This window comes from Serratia ureilytica (genome assembly GCF_013375155.1).
GTDB lineage: Bacteria > Pseudomonadota > Gammaproteobacteria > Enterobacterales > Enterobacteriaceae > Serratia > Serratia ureilytica.
This window is the reverse complement of sequence record NZ_JABXOF010000006.1, coordinates 288724-307567: the sequence shown is the minus strand read 5'-3', so window position 1 is coordinate 307567 and position 18844 is coordinate 288724. Positions and strand designations below refer to the sequence as shown.

At 61.3% G+C, this 18844-nt stretch carries 14 protein-coding genes; 12 read left to right on the top strand and 2 right to left on the bottom strand.

What is annotated here, in order from left to right:
• Positions 1-150: 150 nt before the first annotated feature.
• Positions 151-2433, bottom strand: coding sequence for a TonB-dependent siderophore receptor (locus HWW83_RS13650; RefSeq protein ID WP_033641584.1), 2283 nt, complete (start codon positions 2431-2433; stop codon positions 151-153).
• Positions 2434-2715: 282 nt separating this feature from the next.
• Here HWW83_RS13650 and fes point away from each other — a divergent pair, with 282 nt between their 5' ends.
• The 11 genes from fes (at position 2716) to HWW83_RS13595 (ending at position 17005) form a co-directional block, all read left to right on the top strand.
• Positions 2716-4095 carry an enterochelin esterase gene (fes, locus tag HWW83_RS13645; protein ID WP_089195372.1) on the top strand — a complete coding sequence of 460 codons (1380 nt, stop codon included), beginning with the start codon at positions 2716-2718 and terminating at the stop codon, positions 4093-4095.
• Positions 4070-4276, top strand: coding sequence for an MbtH family protein (locus HWW83_RS13640; protein WP_033644173.1), 207 nt, complete (start codon positions 4070-4072; stop codon positions 4274-4276). The genes fes and HWW83_RS13640 overlap by 26 nt, the downstream gene beginning before the upstream one ends.
• A gap of 32 nt (positions 4277-4308) precedes the next feature.
• Complete coding sequence (locus tag HWW83_RS13635; protein WP_176589362.1) at positions 4309-8253, top strand: enterobactin synthase subunit F; 3945 nt, start codon at positions 4309-4311, stop codon at positions 8251-8253.
• Positions 8254-8429: 176 nt separating this feature from the next.
• Positions 8430-9686: an enterobactin transporter EntS gene (gene entS / locus HWW83_RS13630; RefSeq protein ID WP_033641586.1), complete on the top strand. Its 1257-nt coding sequence runs from the start codon at positions 8430-8432 to the stop codon at positions 9684-9686.
• A gap of 212 nt (positions 9687-9898) precedes the next feature.
• A complete protein-coding gene (locus HWW83_RS13625; RefSeq protein WP_046688082.1) occupies positions 9899-11104 on the top strand; it encodes an isochorismate synthase in 1206 nt (401 codons plus the stop codon).
• 7 nt (positions 11105-11111) lie between these two features.
• The gene (locus tag HWW83_RS13620; protein ID WP_069100929.1) at positions 11112-12740 is read left to right on the top strand and encodes a (2,3-dihydroxybenzoyl)adenylate synthase; all 1629 of its coding nucleotides are present in this window, start codon (positions 11112-11114) and stop codon (positions 12738-12740) included.
• Between the two features lie 3 nt (positions 12741-12743).
• A complete protein-coding gene (locus HWW83_RS13615; protein ID WP_069100928.1) occupies positions 12744-13604 on the top strand; it encodes an isochorismatase in 861 nt (286 codons plus the stop codon).
• A gap of 106 nt (positions 13605-13710) precedes the next feature.
• Positions 13711-14730, top strand: a complete 1020-nt coding sequence (gene yncE / locus HWW83_RS13610; protein WP_371326835.1) for a 7-bladed beta-propeller protein YncE — start codon at positions 13711-13713, stop codon at positions 14728-14730.
• Positions 14731-14851: 121 nt separating this feature from the next.
• Positions 14852-15472, top strand: a complete 621-nt coding sequence (locus tag HWW83_RS13605) for a DUF2238 domain-containing protein (RefSeq protein ID WP_069100926.1) — start codon at positions 14852-14854, stop codon at positions 15470-15472.
• Positions 15473-15798: 326 nt separating this feature from the next.
• On the top strand, positions 15799-16533 hold the full coding sequence (locus tag HWW83_RS13600; protein WP_226772930.1) for a winged helix-turn-helix domain-containing protein: 735 nt from the start codon (positions 15799-15801) through the stop codon (positions 16531-16533).
• Positions 16514-17005, top strand: coding sequence for a FidL-like protein (locus HWW83_RS13595; protein WP_046688087.1), 492 nt, complete (start codon positions 16514-16516; stop codon positions 17003-17005). The genes HWW83_RS13600 and HWW83_RS13595 overlap by 20 nt, the downstream gene beginning before the upstream one ends.
• A 67-nt stretch (positions 17006-17072) precedes the next feature.
• Here the strand turns inward: HWW83_RS13595 and HWW83_RS13590 are convergent, their stop codons facing one another.
• Entirely contained in the window at positions 17073-17828 is a 756-nt protein-coding gene (locus tag HWW83_RS13590) for a winged helix-turn-helix domain-containing protein (protein WP_033641594.1), read from the bottom strand.
• Between the two features lie 415 nt (positions 17829-18243).
• Between HWW83_RS13590 and HWW83_RS13585 the strand changes: the two genes are divergently transcribed.
• Positions 18244-18774: a fimbrial protein gene (locus tag HWW83_RS13585; RefSeq protein WP_069100925.1), complete on the top strand. Its 531-nt coding sequence runs from the start codon at positions 18244-18246 to the stop codon at positions 18772-18774.
• Positions 18775-18844: the final 70 nt, after the last annotated feature.

Here is an 18844-nt window from a genome sequence, read left to right as displayed (position 1 = left end):
GTTTTTCCTCCTTTGTGGTTATCAGCCGAAAATCAATGAATTGATTTTCCTTGTTTTCTATCTGTCGCCTAATGAAAGCCCGGCAACGTCATCCGCTTTGTCATTTACCTCAAGGGGGGCTGAGCACCCCTTTGTCGTTGGTTCATGTCATCAGAAGTGGGTGTTGATGCTCATGTAGTAGGTGCGGCCCGGTTCGTTGTAGGTGGCCGCGCCCGCACCGGCGATGTTGATCGCACCGGTGTTCGGATCGCCGACGTTCTGCGCGTTGCCGGCGCGGAACTGGCGTTTATCGAACAGGTTGTCGATGCCGGCGGTGAGGCTGACGTTTTTGGTCAGATCATAGGTCGCACTGGCGCCGACGACGGCGTAAGGGCTAACCTCGCGGGTTTCGCCGCCGGTGGCCGGTTTACCCTGGTAGTTGTACTTCTTCGGCTTCTGCCGGCCGTACCAGGTCAGGGTGGACTGCATCGACAGATCCTGCGTGGCCTGCCAGCTGAGGGTCGAGTTGACGGTGAACTTCGGGATCACCGACAGGTAATCGCCGGTGGTCTTGTTCTTGTTCTCGATCATGTAGGTGGCGTTGTTGCTCCAGGTGACGGTCTCGCTGACCGGCACGTTCAGCGAGCCTTCCAGCCCTTGCACCACCGCCTTCGGCACGTTTTCCCACTGATAGACCGCCGTGCCGGTGCTGCTGGTGGCGATGCGGGAGTTACCCGCTTCAATCTTGTTGTGGTAATCGTTGCGGAAGTAGGTCACGCCGGCCAGCCAGCCGTCGTTATGGAACTCCAACCCGATCTCTTTGTTGACGCTGGTTTCCGCCTTCAGATCGTCGTTGCCGAGCAGGTAGCAGCCGTTTCTGGTATCGCTACCGGCGCATCCCTGGCCTTTGCTGTACAGCAGATAGTTGCCGTTGGTCTGGAACAGGGTCGGGGCTTTATAGGAACGCGCGATGCCCATCTTCAGCGTGAAGTAGTCGCCCAGTTCCTGCGACAGGTTCAGCGCCGGGCTCCAGTTGTTGCCGGATTCCGAATGCAGATCGTAGCGCAGACCCGGCGTCAGCATGGTGGTGTCGGTCAGTTCAATGTTGTCTTCGGCGAACAGCGAGAAAATATGCGCGGAAGCGTAAGGGCTGCGCGTACCGGTCGTCATGCCGGGAATGGTGCCGCCCATCAGCGTTTGGCTGGTGGAGGTGCCGTCCTTCATGCGTTGTTGGCTCCACTCGGTACCCAGCGTAGCGGTTTGCGCGACGCCCAGCTCGAACGGCACGCTGACTTCGCTGTGCGCCAGGAAGTCATCCAGCTTGGTGGTGCCGAAACCGGTGTTCTTGGTATCGAAGATGCCTTCGGTGCCGCCGGCCAACCCTTCGTTTATACGGGTGTTGCGGGTGCGTTCGAACTGCACGTAGTTGTTGGTGCTCACGCCGTTGTCCCAGGCGCCGCGGTGGGTCAGGCCGAAGGTTTCACGGTAGATGCGGTTGGTCTCTTTGCCGTAGTTGCTCTGCACCAGGGCGTTGGTGTTGGTGTTCTGAGTATCGCCGGCGTACAGGTTGCCCTGGCGGCCATAGGCGTATTCGAACTCCAGCGACTGCAGATGGGCGAAATCCCAGTGCAGCAAGGCGTCGATGTTTTTATCGACCACCCCTTCGCGCCCGGCGGGCACGCTGTTGGCGTAGGCGCCGACGCGTTCGGATTTGTGCGATTCGTTAATGTCCCAGGCGTCGGCCTGCGTTTTGCTGTAGCCGCCGAACAGGCGGAAGCTCAGGGAATCGCTCAGCGGGCCGGACAGGCTGAAATCGGTACGCTTGGTGGCGCCTTCCTGCTTGTGCTGCGGCACGTTGAAGTAGCCGTTCAGCGAGCCGTGCAGCGCATCGCCGGCCTTCTTGGTGATGATGTTGACCACGCCGCCCGCGGCGCCGTTGCCATAGCGCGCCGCAGCCGGGCCGCGCAGCACTTCGATGCGTTCGATCATTTCCGGCGGCACCCAGGCGGTATCGCCGCGTGAGTCACGTTCGCCGCGCCAGCCCTGACGCACCGAGTTGCGGCTGGAGGCCGGTTTGCCGTCGATCAGAATCAGGGTATTTTCCGGGCCCATGCCGCGGATATCGATCTGGCGGTTGTTGCCGCGCTGGCCGCTGGTGGAGTTGCCGGTCAGGTTAACCCCGGGCATGGTGCGGATCAGTTCGCTGATGTCGCGCGCCGGCGGGCGTTTCTTGATCTCGTCGGCGGTGATGGTGGATACCCCCGGCGCCTGCAGGTTCTGCCGGGCGGCGGTCACGACGATGGTGTCTTCGCCGCGCGGCTTTTTATCCGCTGTGCCGCTGTTTTCTTCCGTGGTGGGGGTGTCGGTCTGCTGCGCGGCGTTGGCGAACGCGGACGCGCCCAATCCCAAGCCGATAAGAGTGGCCAAAGAATAACGTGATAGCTTGCTTTTCATTTGAGTGTCCTACCTTGCTGCCCTCCCTCGCCGAATGGGGGAAAGGCGGTTGTAGTTTTTGTGTAGTCGGAATAGAAAATCGGCTGCGGCAAGGGATGCCATTGATGTATCCCCGATCCCTGTCCGTTGCGCGCAATACCAGCACGATCTCCAAGCCTTACACACTATTGCAAATGCAAATTATTATCAATAGTATTTGGCCTACAGTGTGTTCGGGCGGTGGCCGGCGATAGGGAAAAGTCGACGTTCCCGGTGCCGCCAACTACAAAATGGGTAGGCGTTGTGAATACAGAACTAGAGTCAGAAAGCAGCAGATTATTGGCCAGCAGCAATGCGGGCAGTCCAGGGTGGTGGTTGACGGTGGCACGACGCGGTACGCCATGGGTAGAACCGGCGGGTAACGGCCGGTGGCGAACCACCTTTTTCTGGCGCGATCCGCAGGGATGCGAATTGACTTCCGCCTACCGCCGGGTGTGGATCAACATCAACTGCCTGACCGACCACCATCAGCCGAATCCGCCGCAAAGCCTGCTGCGTTTGGCCGGTACCGACGTATGGTACTGGCAGACCGAGCTGAACGGCGCCTGGCGCGGCAGCTACTGCTTTATTCCTTGTTTTGACGAGCGGCCGCCGGCGTTCAGCGACGACGACGCGCACGCCAACATGCACAACCTGCGTCACTGGTGGCACCAGGTGTTCGCCTGCGCCACTCCCGATCTGCTCAACCCCTATCGCTCCTGGCAAAGCACCAGCGGCCACAGCGTTTCCGGTCTGCACATGCCGGATGCGCCGCCGCAGCCGGTGTGGCGCTCGTTCGATGAGTATGAGATCGCCAGCGGGCGCTGCACGCCACCGCTGCCGGCGCGTTTGCAGCGCCATACCTGGCAGAGCGAGCGTCTGGGCAACAGCCGCGATGTCTGGGTCTACACCACCGGCGACAGCAAGCCGGCCGAACGCCCGCTCGCGATCCTGCTCGACGGCCAGTTCTGGGCGAAGCAAATGCCGGTCTGGGCGCCGTTGATGCAACTGACCCGCGAGGGGGCGTTGCCGGAAGCGGTGTATGTGCTGATCGACATCATCGATCTGCCGCACCGGGCGCGTGAGCTGACCTGCAAGGACGATTTCTGGCTGGCGGTGCAGGAAGAACTGATGCCGCAACTGGCCGAATGGGCGCCGCACAGCGACAATCCGGCCGAGACTGTGGTGGCGGGGCAAAGCTTTGGCGGCCTGGCCTCTCTGTACGCCGGGCTGCGCTGGCCGCAGCGCTTCGGCGCGGTGATCACCCAGTCCGGCTCCTATTGGTGGCCGCGGCGCGACATGCTGCAGCTGCCGAGTATTCCCGACGACGCCTGCTGGCTGATGCAACAGGTCGAACGCCACGGCCTGGGCAACCACGGCGCGCTGAAGGTATTTATGGAAGCCGGTACGCAGGAAAAGCTGGTGCATCAGGTCAGCGGGCAAATGGCGGCGCGCCTGAGCGAAGCCGGCCATCGGGTGCACTACCGGGTGGTGGAAGGCGGGCACGACGCGCTGTGCTGGCGCAGCGGCCTGACCGACGGGCTGCAGGCGGTGTGGGCTTCCGCTTTCGCCACCGCTTATCCGGCATCGGTAACGACGGCGGCACAAGGAACGCAGGATGGAAAGCCTGAATCCGTTCGATGATCAACAGCAGCGCAGCCTGGTGCTGCGCAACGTACAACAACAATACAGTTTGTGGCCGGATTTCCGCGCCATTCCACCCGATTGGACGATCGTATTTGGCCCGGCGGCGCGCACCGAGTGCGCCGAGTGGCTGGAACAGCATTGGCAAGATATTCTGCCGGTCGCAGCACGCAAGGCGTGACCGGCGCCTGGTAATCACGGGAGCAATAAGCAGTGTCACACACCCCTAACTCTCTCAGCGGCCCGGCGCTTGCGGGCGAATGGCCGCTGGTCGCGGCGCAACCCGGCATTTGGGTCGCCGATCAAATCTCCCCGCATCGCAATGCTTACGCGGTGGCGCATGCCATCGAACTCAACGGCCCCGTCGCCGTGGAGCCCCTGCTGCAGGCCATCACCCAGGGCCTCGGCGAGGTGGACATGCTGCGGCTGCGTTTTGCGGAACGCGACGGCGTGCCGGTGCAATGGCTGGATGACTCGCTGGCGGTGCACGCGCCGGAACTTGTCGATCTGACGACGTCGCCGGATCCCGAAGCCGCCGCGCGCGCGCTGATGGATATCGATCTGGCGAGCGATCTGCGCGCCGGCAGCGGCGCACCGCTGTATCGCCATGTGGTGATGCGCCTGGCGGACGATCGCTGGTTCTGGTATCAGCGTTATCACCATCTGCTGGTGGATGGTTTCAGCTTCACCGCCATCGCTCGCCGCGTGGCGGCGATTTATACCCATCTTTGCCGCGGCGACGCGCTGGAGCCGACGCCTTTCACGGCGTTCAGCGACGTGGTGGCGGAATACCAGGCTTACCGGCAGGCGCCGGCCTGGCAACGCGACGCCGATTTCTGGCGCGAAAAAGCGCGGCAGCTGCCGCCGCCGGCCACGATCTGCCCGCAGCCGCTGGCCGGGCAAACGCCCACGCCGCGCATCCACCGGCTGGAACAGCGCTGCGAGCCGCAGGCCTTCGCCGAACTGGTGCAGCGTGGCGCGCAGCAGAAGCTGAACGCCGCCGATATGGCGGTGGCGCTGGTGGCGCTGTGGGTGTCGCGCCTGAGCGGCCAACCGAGCTTCAGCGCCGGTTTTATCTTCATGCGCCGTACCGGCTCGGCCGCCCTGTGCGCCGCCGGCCCGGTGATCAACGTGCTGCCGATGGAGATGCATCTCGAGCCGCAGGCCACGCTGTATGAGGCCGCCGCACGCATCAGCCGCGAGCTGAAAACGGTGCGCCGCCATCAGCGCTACGACGCCGAACAGGTGCAGCGCGATCTGGGGCGCATCGGCGACGGCGAACCGCTGTACGGCACGGTCTTCAACTTCAAAATGTTCGATTACCAGCTGGATTTCGCCGGCATCGAGGGCATTACCCACGATCTGGCCTCCGGGCCGGTGCGCGATCTGGAGATTGCGCTGTTTATCGATGAACACCGCCAATTGAAGGTGGAGCTGCTGGCCAATGCCGAACGTTACAGCCGCCAGGAGCTGCAGGCGCACCTGCAACGGTTGCCGCTGCTGCTGGCGCAGTTCGCCGCGCAGGCAACGTTGCCGATCGGCGAGGCCGATATGCTGACCGCCGACGATCGCGCGCTGCTGGCGCGGATCAACGACACGGCGCATCCGGTGCCGGCGACCACGCTGAGCCAATTGCTGGCGCAGCAGGCGCAAGCCACGCCGGACGCGCCGGCGTTGGCGGATGCGCATTTCAGCTTCACCTACCGCGAAACGCGCGAGCAGGTCACGGCGCTGGCGCGCCAGCTGGTGGCGCAGGGCGTGCGGCCGGGCGACATCGTGGCGGTGGCGCTGCCGCGCTCGGTGTTCCTGTCGCTGGCGTTGATGGCGATCGTCGAAGCGGGCGCCGCCTACCTGCCGCTGGACACCGGTTATCCGGACGAGCGGCTGGCGATGATGCTGGAAGACGCCGCGCCCCGCTTGCTCATCACTCACCCGGCGCAGCAGGCGCGTTTCGCCGATAAGGGCGACATGTTGCTGTATGACGCGCCGCTGGCGGCCGATCACGCCGCCGGGGTGGCGATCGCGGGCCCGACGCCGGACCATGCGGCCTATATCATCTTTACCTCCGGCTCCACCGGGCGCCCGAAAGGCGTGCTGGTCGGCCATCAGGCGATCGTCAACCGCCTGCTGTGGATGCAACACCAGTATCCGCTGGGGGCGGACGACGCGGTGCTGCAGAAAACGCCGTGCAGTTTCGATGTCTCGGTGTGGGAATTCTTCTGGCCATTGATGGTCGGCGCCCGGCTGGTGATGGCGCCGCCGGAGGCGCACCGCGATCCGCAGCAGCTGCAACAGCTGATCGCTCAACACCGCATTACCACGATGCACTTCGTACCGTCGATGCTGGCGGCTTTCGTTGCCGCCCTGGACGACGACGCGGCGGTGGCGAGCTGCGCCGCGCTGCGCCAGGTGTTCTGCAGCGGCGAAGCGCTGCCGGCGGAGCTGTGCCGCCTGTGGCAAAGCCGCACGGCGGTGCCGCTGCACAACCTCTACGGCCCGACCGAAGCGGCGGTGGACGTGACCTGGCATCCGGCCTACGGCGAGGCGCTGGCGAAGGTGACCGGCGCCAACGTGCCGATTGGCCTGCCGGTGTGGAACACCGGGCTGCGCATTCTGGACGCGCGTCTGCGGCCGGTGCCGCCGGGCGTGGCGGGCGATCTGTATCTGACCGGCGTCCAGTTGGCGCACGGCTACCTTGGCCGGCCGGATCTGACCGCCAGCCGCTTTGTCGCCGATCCGTTCGGTGAGGGGGGGCGCATGTACCGCACCGGCGACGTGGCGCGCTGGCTGCCGGACGGCGCGGTGGAATATTTGGGCCGCAGCGACGATCAGCTGAAGATCCGCGGGCAGCGTATCGAGCTGAGTGAAATCGACCACGCCCTGCTGTCGCTGCCGGGCGTGCGCCAGGCGGTGACGCACGCGCGGGTGCTGCAGGGCACGCCGGTGGACGCCGGCGGCGATGCGCGCCAGCTGGTGGGTTATCTGGTGATGCAGCCTGGCGCGAGCTGGGATGCGGAAGCCCTGCGCGCGGCGCTGGCCGACCGTCTGCCGCCGCACATGGTGCCGGTGGCGTTGGTGGAAATGCGCGATTTGCCGCTGAGCGCCAACGGCAAGCTGGATCGCAAGGCCCTGCCGCAGCCGCAGGGCGGTGAGCGCAAGGCAGGGCGTCCGCCGCAGGCCGGGGTGGAAAGCGAGATCGCCGCAGTATTTGCCCGCCTGCTGCAGCGCGAGCAGGTGTTCGCCGACGACGATTTCTTCGCGCTGGGCGGCCATTCGCTGCTGGCGATGCGTCTGGCGGCCGAGCTGCGCCGCGATCTGGGCAAGGCGGTGTCCGTCGGCCAGGTGATGGTGGCGTCGCGCGTCGAGCAACTGGCCGCCTTGCTGGCGGAAGATCGCACGCAGGAAGAGGCCGATCGCAGTGGCTTCGACAGCGTATTGCCGCTGCGCGTCACCGAGGGGCCGACGCTGTTCTGTCTGCATCCGGCGTCCGGTTTCTCCTGGCAGTTCAGCGTATTGCCGCGCTATCTCGATCAGCACTGGTCGCTGGTCGGCATTCAGTCGCCGCGGCCGGACGGCCCGCTGGCGCTGAGCGAAGACATGGACCAGGTGGTGGAGGCGCACCTGCAGACGGTGCTGCAGGTGCAGCCGCACGGGCCGTACCACTTCATCGGCTACTCGCTGGGCGGCACGCTGGCCCAGGGCATCGCCGCCCGGCTGCAGGCGCGCGGCGAGCAGGTGGCGTTCCTCGGCCTGCTGGATACCTATCCGCCGGAGACCCAAAACTGGGACGTAATGCTGGACGACAACGTGTTGAAGGAAGTGCAGCGCGAGCGCGAACAGTTCCTGGCGGTGTCGCAGGATACGCTCGATCCCGTACTGGGCGAGACGCGCACCCTGATGTTCGACAACATCGAAGCCAACTACGCCGATTCGGTGCGGTTGCTGTCGCACACGCGGACCGCCCGCTTCCACGGCCAGGCGACGCTGTTCGTCGCCAAACGCACGTTGCAGGCAGGGATGGACGTGCAGCAGACCTGGTCGCAGTACGTCGATGCGCTGCAGGCGCACGAGCTCGACTGCGCGCATGTCGATATCGTTTCGCCGGCGTCGTTCAAAGTGCTGGGGCCGCTGCTGAATCGGATTTTGCGCACGCTGTAATGACGCCCGTCATCTCGCCGCCAGGCACGGGGATTGCCCCGCGTTTGGCGGCGTTTCTTGCGTCCGCTCACAATTGAATATCAATGATTTCTATTATCATTATTGATTTCGTTATCTGTGCTAGCATAGCGCTCCGCAACTGCAGAATCCCCGTTTAAAGATGTGGTGAACAACCGATGAGTAGCAAACCCTCCATCCTGCTTGATTTTAGCCTGCTGAAAACCCACCGGGCCTTTCGCGCGGTATTCTGCGCGCGTTTCATCTCCATTGTGGCGCTGGGGCTGATGGCGATCGCCATCCCGGTGCAGATCCAGGCGCTGACCGGTTCCACCCTGCAGGTCGGGTTGGCGGTGACGCTGGCCGGCGGCGGCATGTTCGCCGGGCTGCTGATGGGCGGCGTATTGGCCGATCGCTATGAGCGGCGCCGGTTGATCCTGTTCGCGCGCTCCACTTGCGGCATCGGGTTCGTCGGCCTGTGCCTCAACGCCCTGTTGCCGTCACCTTCGCTGGCGGCCATTTATCTGCTGGCGGTGTGGGACGGTTTCTTCGGCGCCGTGGGGGTGACGGCGCTGCTGGCGGCCACGCCGGCGCTGGTGGGCCGCGAAAACATCGTGCAGGCGGGCGCCATCAGCATGCTGACGGTGCGCTTCGGCTCGATTCTTTCCCCGGCCATCGGCGGCCTGGTGATCGCCCATATGGGCATCGCCTGGAACTACGGCCTGGCGGCGTTCGGCACTCTGCTGACGTTGCTGCCGCTGCTGAGCCTGCCGCAGCTGATGCCGCCGCCGCAGCCGCGGGAACATCCGCTGCGCGCGCTGGCGGGCGGTTTCGCCTTCCTGTTCCAGAACAAGGTGATCGGCATGGTGGCGCTGATCGGCGCGTTGCTGACCATGGCCAGCGCGGTGCGCGTGCTGTACCCGGCGATGGCGGAAAGCTGGCGCATCGATGCAGCCCACCTCGGTTATATGTACGCCGCCGTGCCGCTCGGCGCGACTATTGGTGCGTTCACCAGCGGGCGCGTGGCGCACGTGGCGCGCCCCGGTTGGGTGATGCTGCTGACGGCGATCGCGGCTTTCGCCTCTATTGGCCTGTTCGGCCTGATGCCGTGGTACAGCCTGGCGTTGCTGTGCCTGGTGGCGTTTGGCTACCTGAGCGCGCTGAACTCGCTGCTGCAATACGGCCTGATCCAGGGCCTGACGCCGGACAATTTCCTTGGCCGCATCAACGGTCTGTGGACGGCTCAGAACGTGGTGGGCGATGCGCTGGGCGCGTTGCTGCTGGGGGCGATGGGCGCCTTTATGCTGCCAGCGATGAGCGCCAGCGGTTTCGGCTTCGGCGCGGCGCTGCTCGGCATCCTGTTGCTGTTCGCCATGACCGGTTTGCGCCAGGTTACGCTGCACAAACCGGAGCCGCAGCCCGCCACAGAAAAGTAGTCGAACGCGTTAAAACAACGCTGTGGGATCAAATAGCAATGCTTATCATCGGCATGCGTAAAACCCACAGCGTTTATGTCATGATTTCGAAATGAAAGAAGTGCTTACGTTTATTGACATAGCAAATATCGGCGAGTAATTTAGCGCGGAATCAACTCAAATGATAATCATTATTATATTGGTTATCACTTCAAATTCTTGAGGGCGAAGCGATGGTTACTGCCGTGAACGACATCAATCGAAAGGAAATGCAGGAGCGCGAAGAACACCGGTTCGCCGCTGATTTTTCTCCGGCGTCGGGCTTCTTCTTTACCTCCCCTTACCGCAGCTTGACCACCACCGGTTGTTTCAGCCGCATTCGCCTGCCGGCCGCGGACGGCGCAGATCTGAACGGCGAGTTCCAGCGCCGCGTGCGGCAGGCGTTTGCCGAGGCCCGTCAGGCCGGCATCAAAAAGCCGCTGCTGTGTGGCGCCATTCCGTTCGATACCCGGCAGCCTTCGGCGCTGTTTGTTCCCCAGCAGAGCCGCTGGTTCGACCGCGCCGCCTTTATGGCCGGCGTTCGGCCTTCGGCGAACGGCCCTGAACTGGCCGGGGTGACGGAGCTGCCGCCGCAGCAGACGTTCATGAACATGGTCAGCGACGCCGTTGCCGCGATGAAGGCCGGTGAGCTGGATAAAGTGGTTTTGTCGCGCCTGCTGGAGATCGAAACGCGTCAGCCGGTGGATCGCCATGCGCTGATGGCGCGCGTGATCGCCCAGAACCCACACGGTTTCCACTTCCATGTACCGCTGGAGCAGGGCGCGCTGTTGGGTGCCAGCCCAGAGCTGCTGCTGCGTCAGGACGGCGGCCGTTTCTATTCCAACCCGCTGGCCGGTTCCGCCCGGCGCGAGGCCGATCCGCAGCGCGATCGCGAAGTGGGGGAGCGGCTGATGGCCTCGGCGAAAGATCGCCACGAGCACCGCATCGTCACCGAAAGCATGCGCGACGTGCTGGCCGGCCGCTGCCGCTACCTGAACGTGCCGCACACCCCTGAACTGCTGACCACCACCACGCTGTGGCATCTCTCCACGCCGATCGACGGCGAGGCGGCGTCTCCGGACGAAAACGCCCTGTCGCTGGCCTGCCTGTTGCACCCGACGCCGGCGCTGTGCGGCATGCCGACGGCCGAGGCGCACGCCCTGATCGGCAAGCTGGAGCCGTTCGATCGCGGCCTGTTCGGCGGCATCGTCGGCTGGTGCGACGACGAAGGCAACGGCGAGTGGGTTGTGACTATCCGCTGTGGCACCGTTGACGGCAACCGGGTACGGCTGTTCGCCGGCGCCGGCATTGTGGAAGACTCTTCACCCGAATCTGAATGGCATGAAACAGGTACCAAACTCAGCACCATTCTGCGTGCCTTTGGTATGAATCAAGGATAACGACAAGATGAGCATTGCCTTTACCCCCTGGCCGGCGGAGTTCGCCAGCCGCTATCGCGAGCGCGGCTACTGGATTGACAAGCCGCTGACCGAGATCCTCGACCGCCAGGCCAACAACGACGCTCCGGCGATTATCGACGCCCAGGGCAGCCTGACCTACCGCGAGCTGCAGCAGCGCTCCGATCGCCTGGCGGCCGCTTTGCTGCGCCGCGGCGTGAAATCCGGCGACACCGCGCTGGTGCAGCTGGGCAACGTGGCGGAATTTTATATCGTGTTCTTCGCGCTGCTGAAAATTGGCGTGGCGCCGGTCAACGCGCTGTTCAGCCATCAGCGCAGCGAGCTGAACGCCTATGCCGAGCAGATCAAACCGGCGCTGCTGATCGCCGACCGCCGGCACGCGCTGTTTGCCGACGATCAATTCCTGAACGCCTTCCGCGATGCGCATCCTTCGCTGCGTGCCGTGGCGCTGCGCAGCCAGCCCGAGGGCGAGCTGGCGCTGGCCGCCTGGCTGGACGAAGCCAGCGACGGTTTCGTCGCGCAGCCTTCCGCGGCCGATCGGGTGGCGTTCTTCCAGCTTTCCGGCGGCAGCACCGGCACGCCGAAGCTGATCCCGCGCACCCACAACGATTACTACTACAGCATTCGCCGCAGCGTGGAGATCTGCCGTTTCGACGCGCAGACCCGTTATCTGTGCGCGCTGCCGGTGGCGCACAACTACCCGATGAGCTCGCCGGGCGTGCTGGGCGTATTTTATGGCGCCGGGCGGGTAGTGTTCGCCGCCGATCCTGATGCCGGGCAGTGCTTCCGCCTGATCGAACAGCATCAAATCAACGTGACGGCGCTGGTGCCGCCGGCGGTCACGCTGTGGCTGCAGGCGATCGAAGAGTGGGGCGGCAATGCCCAGCTTGCCAGCCTGAAACTGCTGCAGGTGGGCGGCGCCAAGCTGGGCGAAACGCTGGCGGCGCGCATTCAGAATGAAATCGGCTGCCAATTGCAGCAGGTGTTCGGCATGGCGGAAGGGCTGGTGAACTACACCCGGCTGGACGACGACGAACGCCACATCCTGACGACGCAAGGGCGGCCGATGTCGCCGGACGACGAAGTGTGGGTGGCGGATGACGACGGCAATCCGTTGCCGGCGGGTGAGATCGGGCGGTTGATGACGCGCGGGCCTTACACCTTTCGCGGTTACTACCAGAGCCCGGCGCACAACGCCGATGCCTTCGACGCCGACGGTTTCTACTGCTCCGGCGATCTGATCAGCATTAGCGAAGACGGTTACATCACCGTGCAGGGGCGGCAGAAAGACCAGATCAACCGAGGCGGAGAGAAGATCGCCGCCGAGGAGATCGAGAACCTGCTGCTGCGTCATTCGGACGTGATCAACGCCGCGCTGGTGTCGATGCCGGACGCGCTGATGGGGGAGAAGAGTTGCGCCTATATCATCGCCAACGCGCCGCTGAAGCCGGTGGTGCTGCGTCGCCACCTGCGCGAACAGGGCGTGGCGGACTTCAAACTGCCGGATCGCTTTATTCAGGTGAACAGCCTGCCGCTGACCCCGGTCGGCAAAGTGGACAAAAAACGGCTGCGCGAGCAGCTCGACGCGCAACTACAGACTCAGGCTCAGGGAGATTAATTGATGGCCATTCCAAAACTTAATGATTACGCGCTGCCGACGGCGGACGAACTGCCGCAAAATAAAGTCACCTGGCAGGTAGAACCGCAGCGCGCCGCGCTGCTGATCCACGACATGCAGCAGTATTTCCTCAATTTCTGGGGCGAAGACAGCGCGCTGATTAAACAGGTGGTGGAGAACATCGCCAACCTGCGTCGCTACTGCAAACAGCATGGCATTCCGGTGTTCTATACCGCTCAGCCGAATCAGCAGAGCGATGAAGATCGCGCGCTGTTGAACGACATGTGGGGGCCGGGCCTGAACAAACACCCCGAGCAGCAGGCGGTGACCGCTGCGCTGGCGCCGGACGAAGACGACACGGTGCTGGTGAAATGGCGCTACAGCGCTTTCCACCGCTCGCCGCTGCAGGAGATCCTGCAGGAGTCCGGCCGCGATCAGCTGATCATCTGCGGCGTGTATGCGCACATTGGCTGCCTGACCACCGCCATCGACGCCTTCATGCGCAACATCCAGCCTTTCATGGTGGCCGACGGCCTGGCGGACTTCTCGCGTGACGAACACCTGATGGCGCTGCGCTACACCGCCGGCCGCTGCGGCCGGGTGGTGACCACCGCGTCTCTGCTGCCGGCGGCCGGCATCGCCAGCATCGACGCGTTGCGTCAGCAAATCCTGCCGCTGCTGGACGAAGACAGCGAAGACATGGGCAACGATGAAAACCTGATCGATTACGGTCTGGATTCGGTGCGCATCATGGAGCTGGCGACCCGCTGGCGCAAGATCCGCGGCGATATCGACTTTATCGCGTTGGCGCGCAACCCGACCATCGACAGCTGGTGGGCGCTGCTTTCCGAAGAGAAAGCCTGATTTTAATAATGAAAAGAGGGCGGCCGCGCGGTCGCCCCGTTAGCTCTATAAGGAAATTTCGATGAATGCTTTGATCACCAAGGGAAAACGGGCGGCATTTCCGCTGATGCTGCTGTCCACGCTGCTGTTCTCCAACACCTTGCAGGCGCAGACCGCGCCGGACGTGCTGCGCAAACCGGTCGGCAAGGGCGCTTATGAAATGGCCTACAGCCCGAGCGAGAACGCGCTTTACCTGGCGACGTCGCAGAGCCGCAAGCTGGATAAGGGCGGCATCGTCTACCGCCTGGATCCGACCACGCTGGACGTGACCCAAATTATCCATAACGACATCAAGCCGTTCGGCGCCGCCGTTAATGCTAAAACCGGCACGCTGTTCTTCGGCAACACGGTCAATAACTCGGTGACCGCCATCGACGCCAAGACCGGCGACGTGAAAGGCCGCTTGGTGCTGGACGCGCGCAAGCGCTCCGAGACCGTCAAACCGCTGGCGCCGCGCGAACTGGTGGCGGATGCCGACAGCGATACCCTGTACATCACCGGGCTGGGTGAATCCAGCGTGGTGTGGGTGGTGGACGGCAAGGATCTGACCCTGCGCGCCACCGTAACCGACACCGGCAAGTACGGCACCGGCCTGGCGTTGGACGCCGCCGCCAAACGTCTGTACGTCACCAACGCCGACGGCGAGCTGGTGACTATCGATACCCAGAGCAACAAGGTGCTGTCACGCAAGAAGCTGGATGAGACTAAAGAGCACTTCTTCCTGAACATCAGCCTGGATACCGCCACCCATCGCGCCTTCATCACCGATTCCAAGCAGCCGCAGGTGCTGGTAGTGGATACCCGCAGCGGCAACATCCTGAGCAAGATCGACGTGCCGGAATCGCTGGCGGTGCTGTTCAACCCGGCGCGCAATGAAGTTTACGTGACCCATCGCCAGGCGGGTGAAGTGAGCGTGATCGACGCCAAGAGCTACAAGGTGCTGAACACCATCAAGACGCCGACCCACCCGAATAGCCTGGCGCTGTCGCCGGACGGCCAGACGCTGTACGTCAGCGTCAAGCAGGCTTCCAGCCGCGAGAAAGAAGCGACCGCGCCGGACGACGTGATCCGCGTAGCGCTGAAGTAATCCCGAGCAGGGTAAGCACCCCTCGAACAGGCGAAGCGGCGACGCTCCGCCTGTTTTTTTTCGCCGTGCGATCTGCGGTATAAAGAGGGGATTGCCCTATTGACCCGAAGGAACGTTGGTTATGCCCGTCTCACGCACGCCGTTGTTGTTGTCCGTTATTACCCTGCTGCTGCTGGCCGCGCTGATCCACAGCGGCATCAGCCCTTACGATCGCACCACCTGGCTGATGGAGGTGGCGCCGGTATTGATTGTTTTGCCGCTGCTGTGGCTGACCCATCGCCGTTATCCGCTGACGCCGCTGCTCTATACGCTGATTTTCTTCCACGCGCTGATCCTGATTTTCGGCGGCATGTACAGCTACGCCCGCGTGCCGCTGGGGTTTGAGGTGCAGCAGTGGCTGGATCTTGGCCGCAACCCGTACGACAAACTGGGGCATTTCTTCCAGGGGCTGGTGCCGGCGCTGGCGGCGCGCGAGATCCTGCTGCGCGGCGGTTATGTGCGGGGCCGCAAAATGCTGGGCTTCGTGGTGTGCTGTATCGCGCTGGCGATCAGCGCGGTGTATGAGCTTATCGAGTGGTGGGCGGCGCTGGCGCTGGGCCAGGGCGCCGATGAGTTTCTCGGCACCCAGGGCGACCCGTGGGACACGCAGTCCGACATGTTCTGCGCCTTGCTTGGCGCGATAGCCGGTCAATGGCTGTTCGGTGGCTGGCAGGATCGGCAACTGCGGCGTTTAAAGGCGTAAGCCCGGCGGCGGTTGAGCCTGGTGAAAATGGATATTTCTCGTGCCGCCCGGTATTTGCCGGGCGGCATTTTTAATATCGACATGATAAAAATCGACAATCATCAGTTAAATGTTTGGCGCCCTGTGAGACAGCGCAATGTTATTTCCTATATTTATGTTTATTTAGCTTTTTATGCGTTTTTCTAGGAATTTTCTTAACTCATGCCGTGTGCTACTATTCTCATGTTTAACAAGGGCTAATTATTATTAATTAGTTTTTTGAGCGGGGAACAATGAGATACGTAATTAATAATAAGATTAAATATCATGAGGATAGATCAGAGTTGGTGGATCTCAACGCTGAGCTGCCGCCTCAACCGCTCACCGCTACCCTGAACCGCCTGCTGTCCGCCTTGGTCAGAAACAATAACCTGGTGCTCTCCCGCGATACCCTGCTGACGCAGGTGTGGGAAGCGCACGGTCAGGTGGCCTCCGGCAATAATCTCAATAACACCATTTCCATTCTGCGCAAGATGTTTGCCGCCCTGGGCGAGGACGACATTATCGTTACGTTGCCGCGCCAGGGATTCATGTTCACCGCCGCTTCATTGAAAACGACGGACAGCCTGGCGGAGAGTTTGCCGGAGATGCCGCTCCCGGTGGCTGCAGACAACGCCTTGCCGACCAGGCCGCTGCTAACGTTGCGATTTAAGCGCCTCGGACTAGCCGCGTTGTTGTTGCTGGCGGCGGGGAGCGGCCTGTGGGCCTGGCAGGACGCCGGCTATGCGCCGATCAGCACGGTAAGCGTAGGCAACATCGGCAGCTGTGAGGTGAAGTTTGTGGCTTCTTACCATAAGGTGGGACCCGGTGAGGCCGATCTGGCGCATTTGAAAAATATGTTGGCGCAAGATAAGTCGGTTCGGTGTACGGAACCGGCGACGCTGCTGTACTACGATAGCGGATCGGTGTTGTCGGGGGCCGTTGGGCGAGCCCGGGCTTCTTATTACTTCTATTGCCCACAAGCGGAAATGGCCGCGGGCAAAGTGCAATGTGAGAACTATTATGAAAGCCGGGTTAAGTAAGCGCCTCTGGCGCTACCGTTACGCGCTGTTAGGCGCGATGGCGATCGCAGGCTGCGGCGTTTCCGCCTATTTCTTGTTTTTCAAACCGCAAATCCCGGAGTGCCGTGCGGTACTGCGTTCAACCGATCAGTTGCCTGACCAATTGATGCAGCGTGTCTTGCTGGTGAGCGTTGTACCCGAAGGCGCGCGGAGCGTGACCCTGTTGCTGAGCGGCAGCTTTTTTGACGGCGATACGCGTTATACCATCGAGCGGGCAATGATCATGGACTATCAGCGACAGGGGAGTAATTACACGCTGCGCCGTAAGGAAGCGGTCAGAAAGTCGCAAGACAATTTGGATAATGAAGCGCTTAACCGCCGTTTGCCTATGTCGGCGCCATTGATCCATTGGCGAATTGAAAAAGTCGATGAGCGTCACTATCTGTTCAGTGGTAACCATGCGCCGCTGTTCGTGTGCACCACGGCCTCCTGAGCGGAGAATGTCCCCGGCAACGCCGGGGGATTGTTTTTCGTTGGCCCTGGGGATAAATGGCGCAATGTTATGGTTGTTTATTATTGATGTAATTGTTAATGCAGGGGCTATTGCTCGCCCGCGGGCAATAGGTTAACCACTGTTCGTCCTTTTCTGCGCCCTCATTGCGAATGTTGTCATAGTAATAGATATCCGCCCGGTATTGGCAGTTGAAGCCGGCTTGCCGTATCTCTCGCTTAATGTTTGCCAACTCACCGCTGCCTAACCGCATGGTGTAAATTTGGCAATTTTGCTCATTGCCCAACGGATAAACGCTGATGCGCGTGCTGTTTTGGTAAAGCACAATCGCGGCAAACGGCACTAAACAAGCGGCCATAATCATAATTAAGCGCTGAACAGAGCGACGAAAGTTCGGCGTTCGTGCAACCGGTGGCGGCGTTGAAGCTATTTCGGTTTCGCTATAATCATTATTATTAACTTCATCGGTATTTATATCCATCAGCTGAATGCTTGCGGCGCTAAATTTAAACCCCTGACGGGGATAGGTAACAATAATATCTTCCACGCCGAACTGCGCCAATGACTTACGCAGGCCGGAAACGTAATTATTCAGGTTGTTATTGGAGGCTTTGAGCCCATGTTCAACCCAGACGTCATTAAGCAACCTCTCTCGCAGCAGCAGCTTATCATTATTGCGAATAAACAACGAAAGCAATCTGCTGGTCGGTTTAAGTAACGCTATTTTATTACTGGCATTATCGACATGCGACAGCGTGCCCTCATCCTCATTAAAGAGGATGTCTTCATTTATGATAAAAATCATTTCATTTACCCATCAACTTTCCTGTCGAGGGATTATTCTGAGACCTGATGCGGCTTTTTTCAATCCTTCACTCTGTATGTAAATAGGATTTTTCTCTCTATCCGTATAATTGACATGAAATGTTTATATGTTTACAAGTTTTTTTATATAAATAGTGATAATTAATTCCTATTTGTTGGCTTTATAATCTATTTAATTATTATTTTATCGATAATAATCCTGTGTTTTTGTCTTTTTGCGACATAACGTTTCAAACGGAGCTCGGGGAGTGTAAATTTGTTCCCACTGATACGGAACGCGGAAACGCAGCGTATTAGCCACGGATACAACGCTCAGGAATAAAGCTGTGGCATTGCATGCGTGACTTAAGGATTTAATTTACTCCACTACTTACTAAGGAATGTAAGGGATTTCTATGAAACTGAATAAAATTATGCTGGCCGCCGTTATGGCATTTGGTGTTTCTTCTCTGGCGCACGCTGCTGACCAGGGCCACGGTAAAGTGACCTTCAGCGGTTCTATCATTGATGCTCCTTGCTCAATCGCGCCTGATTCTCTGGATCAGACCGTTGAACTGGGTGCGATTTCCAACGTGGCGCTGAAAAGCGGCGGTAAATCTACCCCGCGCAACTTCCAGATCAAGCTGGAAAACTGCGAACTGTCTGATAATAAGAAAAGCGTTGCGCTGACCTTCAGCGGCGCGAAGTCTGAAGCTAACGACAAGTTGCTGGGCATCACCGGTTCCGCCAAGGGCGCGGGCATCGCCATCACTGACGGCGCTGGTGCCAACATTGAACTGGGCACTGCTTCTAAAGCGCAAGCGCTGCAGAACGGCGCCAACACCCTGACCTTCTCCGCCTACCTGCAGGGCGCCAGCGCTTCTACCGCGGAGATCACCCCGGGTGAGTTCCAGTCTGTAGCCGACTTCACGCTGGCGTACCAGTAAGTCGTTACCTGACGAAATACGTGTGATTATCGGGCATGCGGGGCAACCCGCATGCCATTTTGAGGAAACA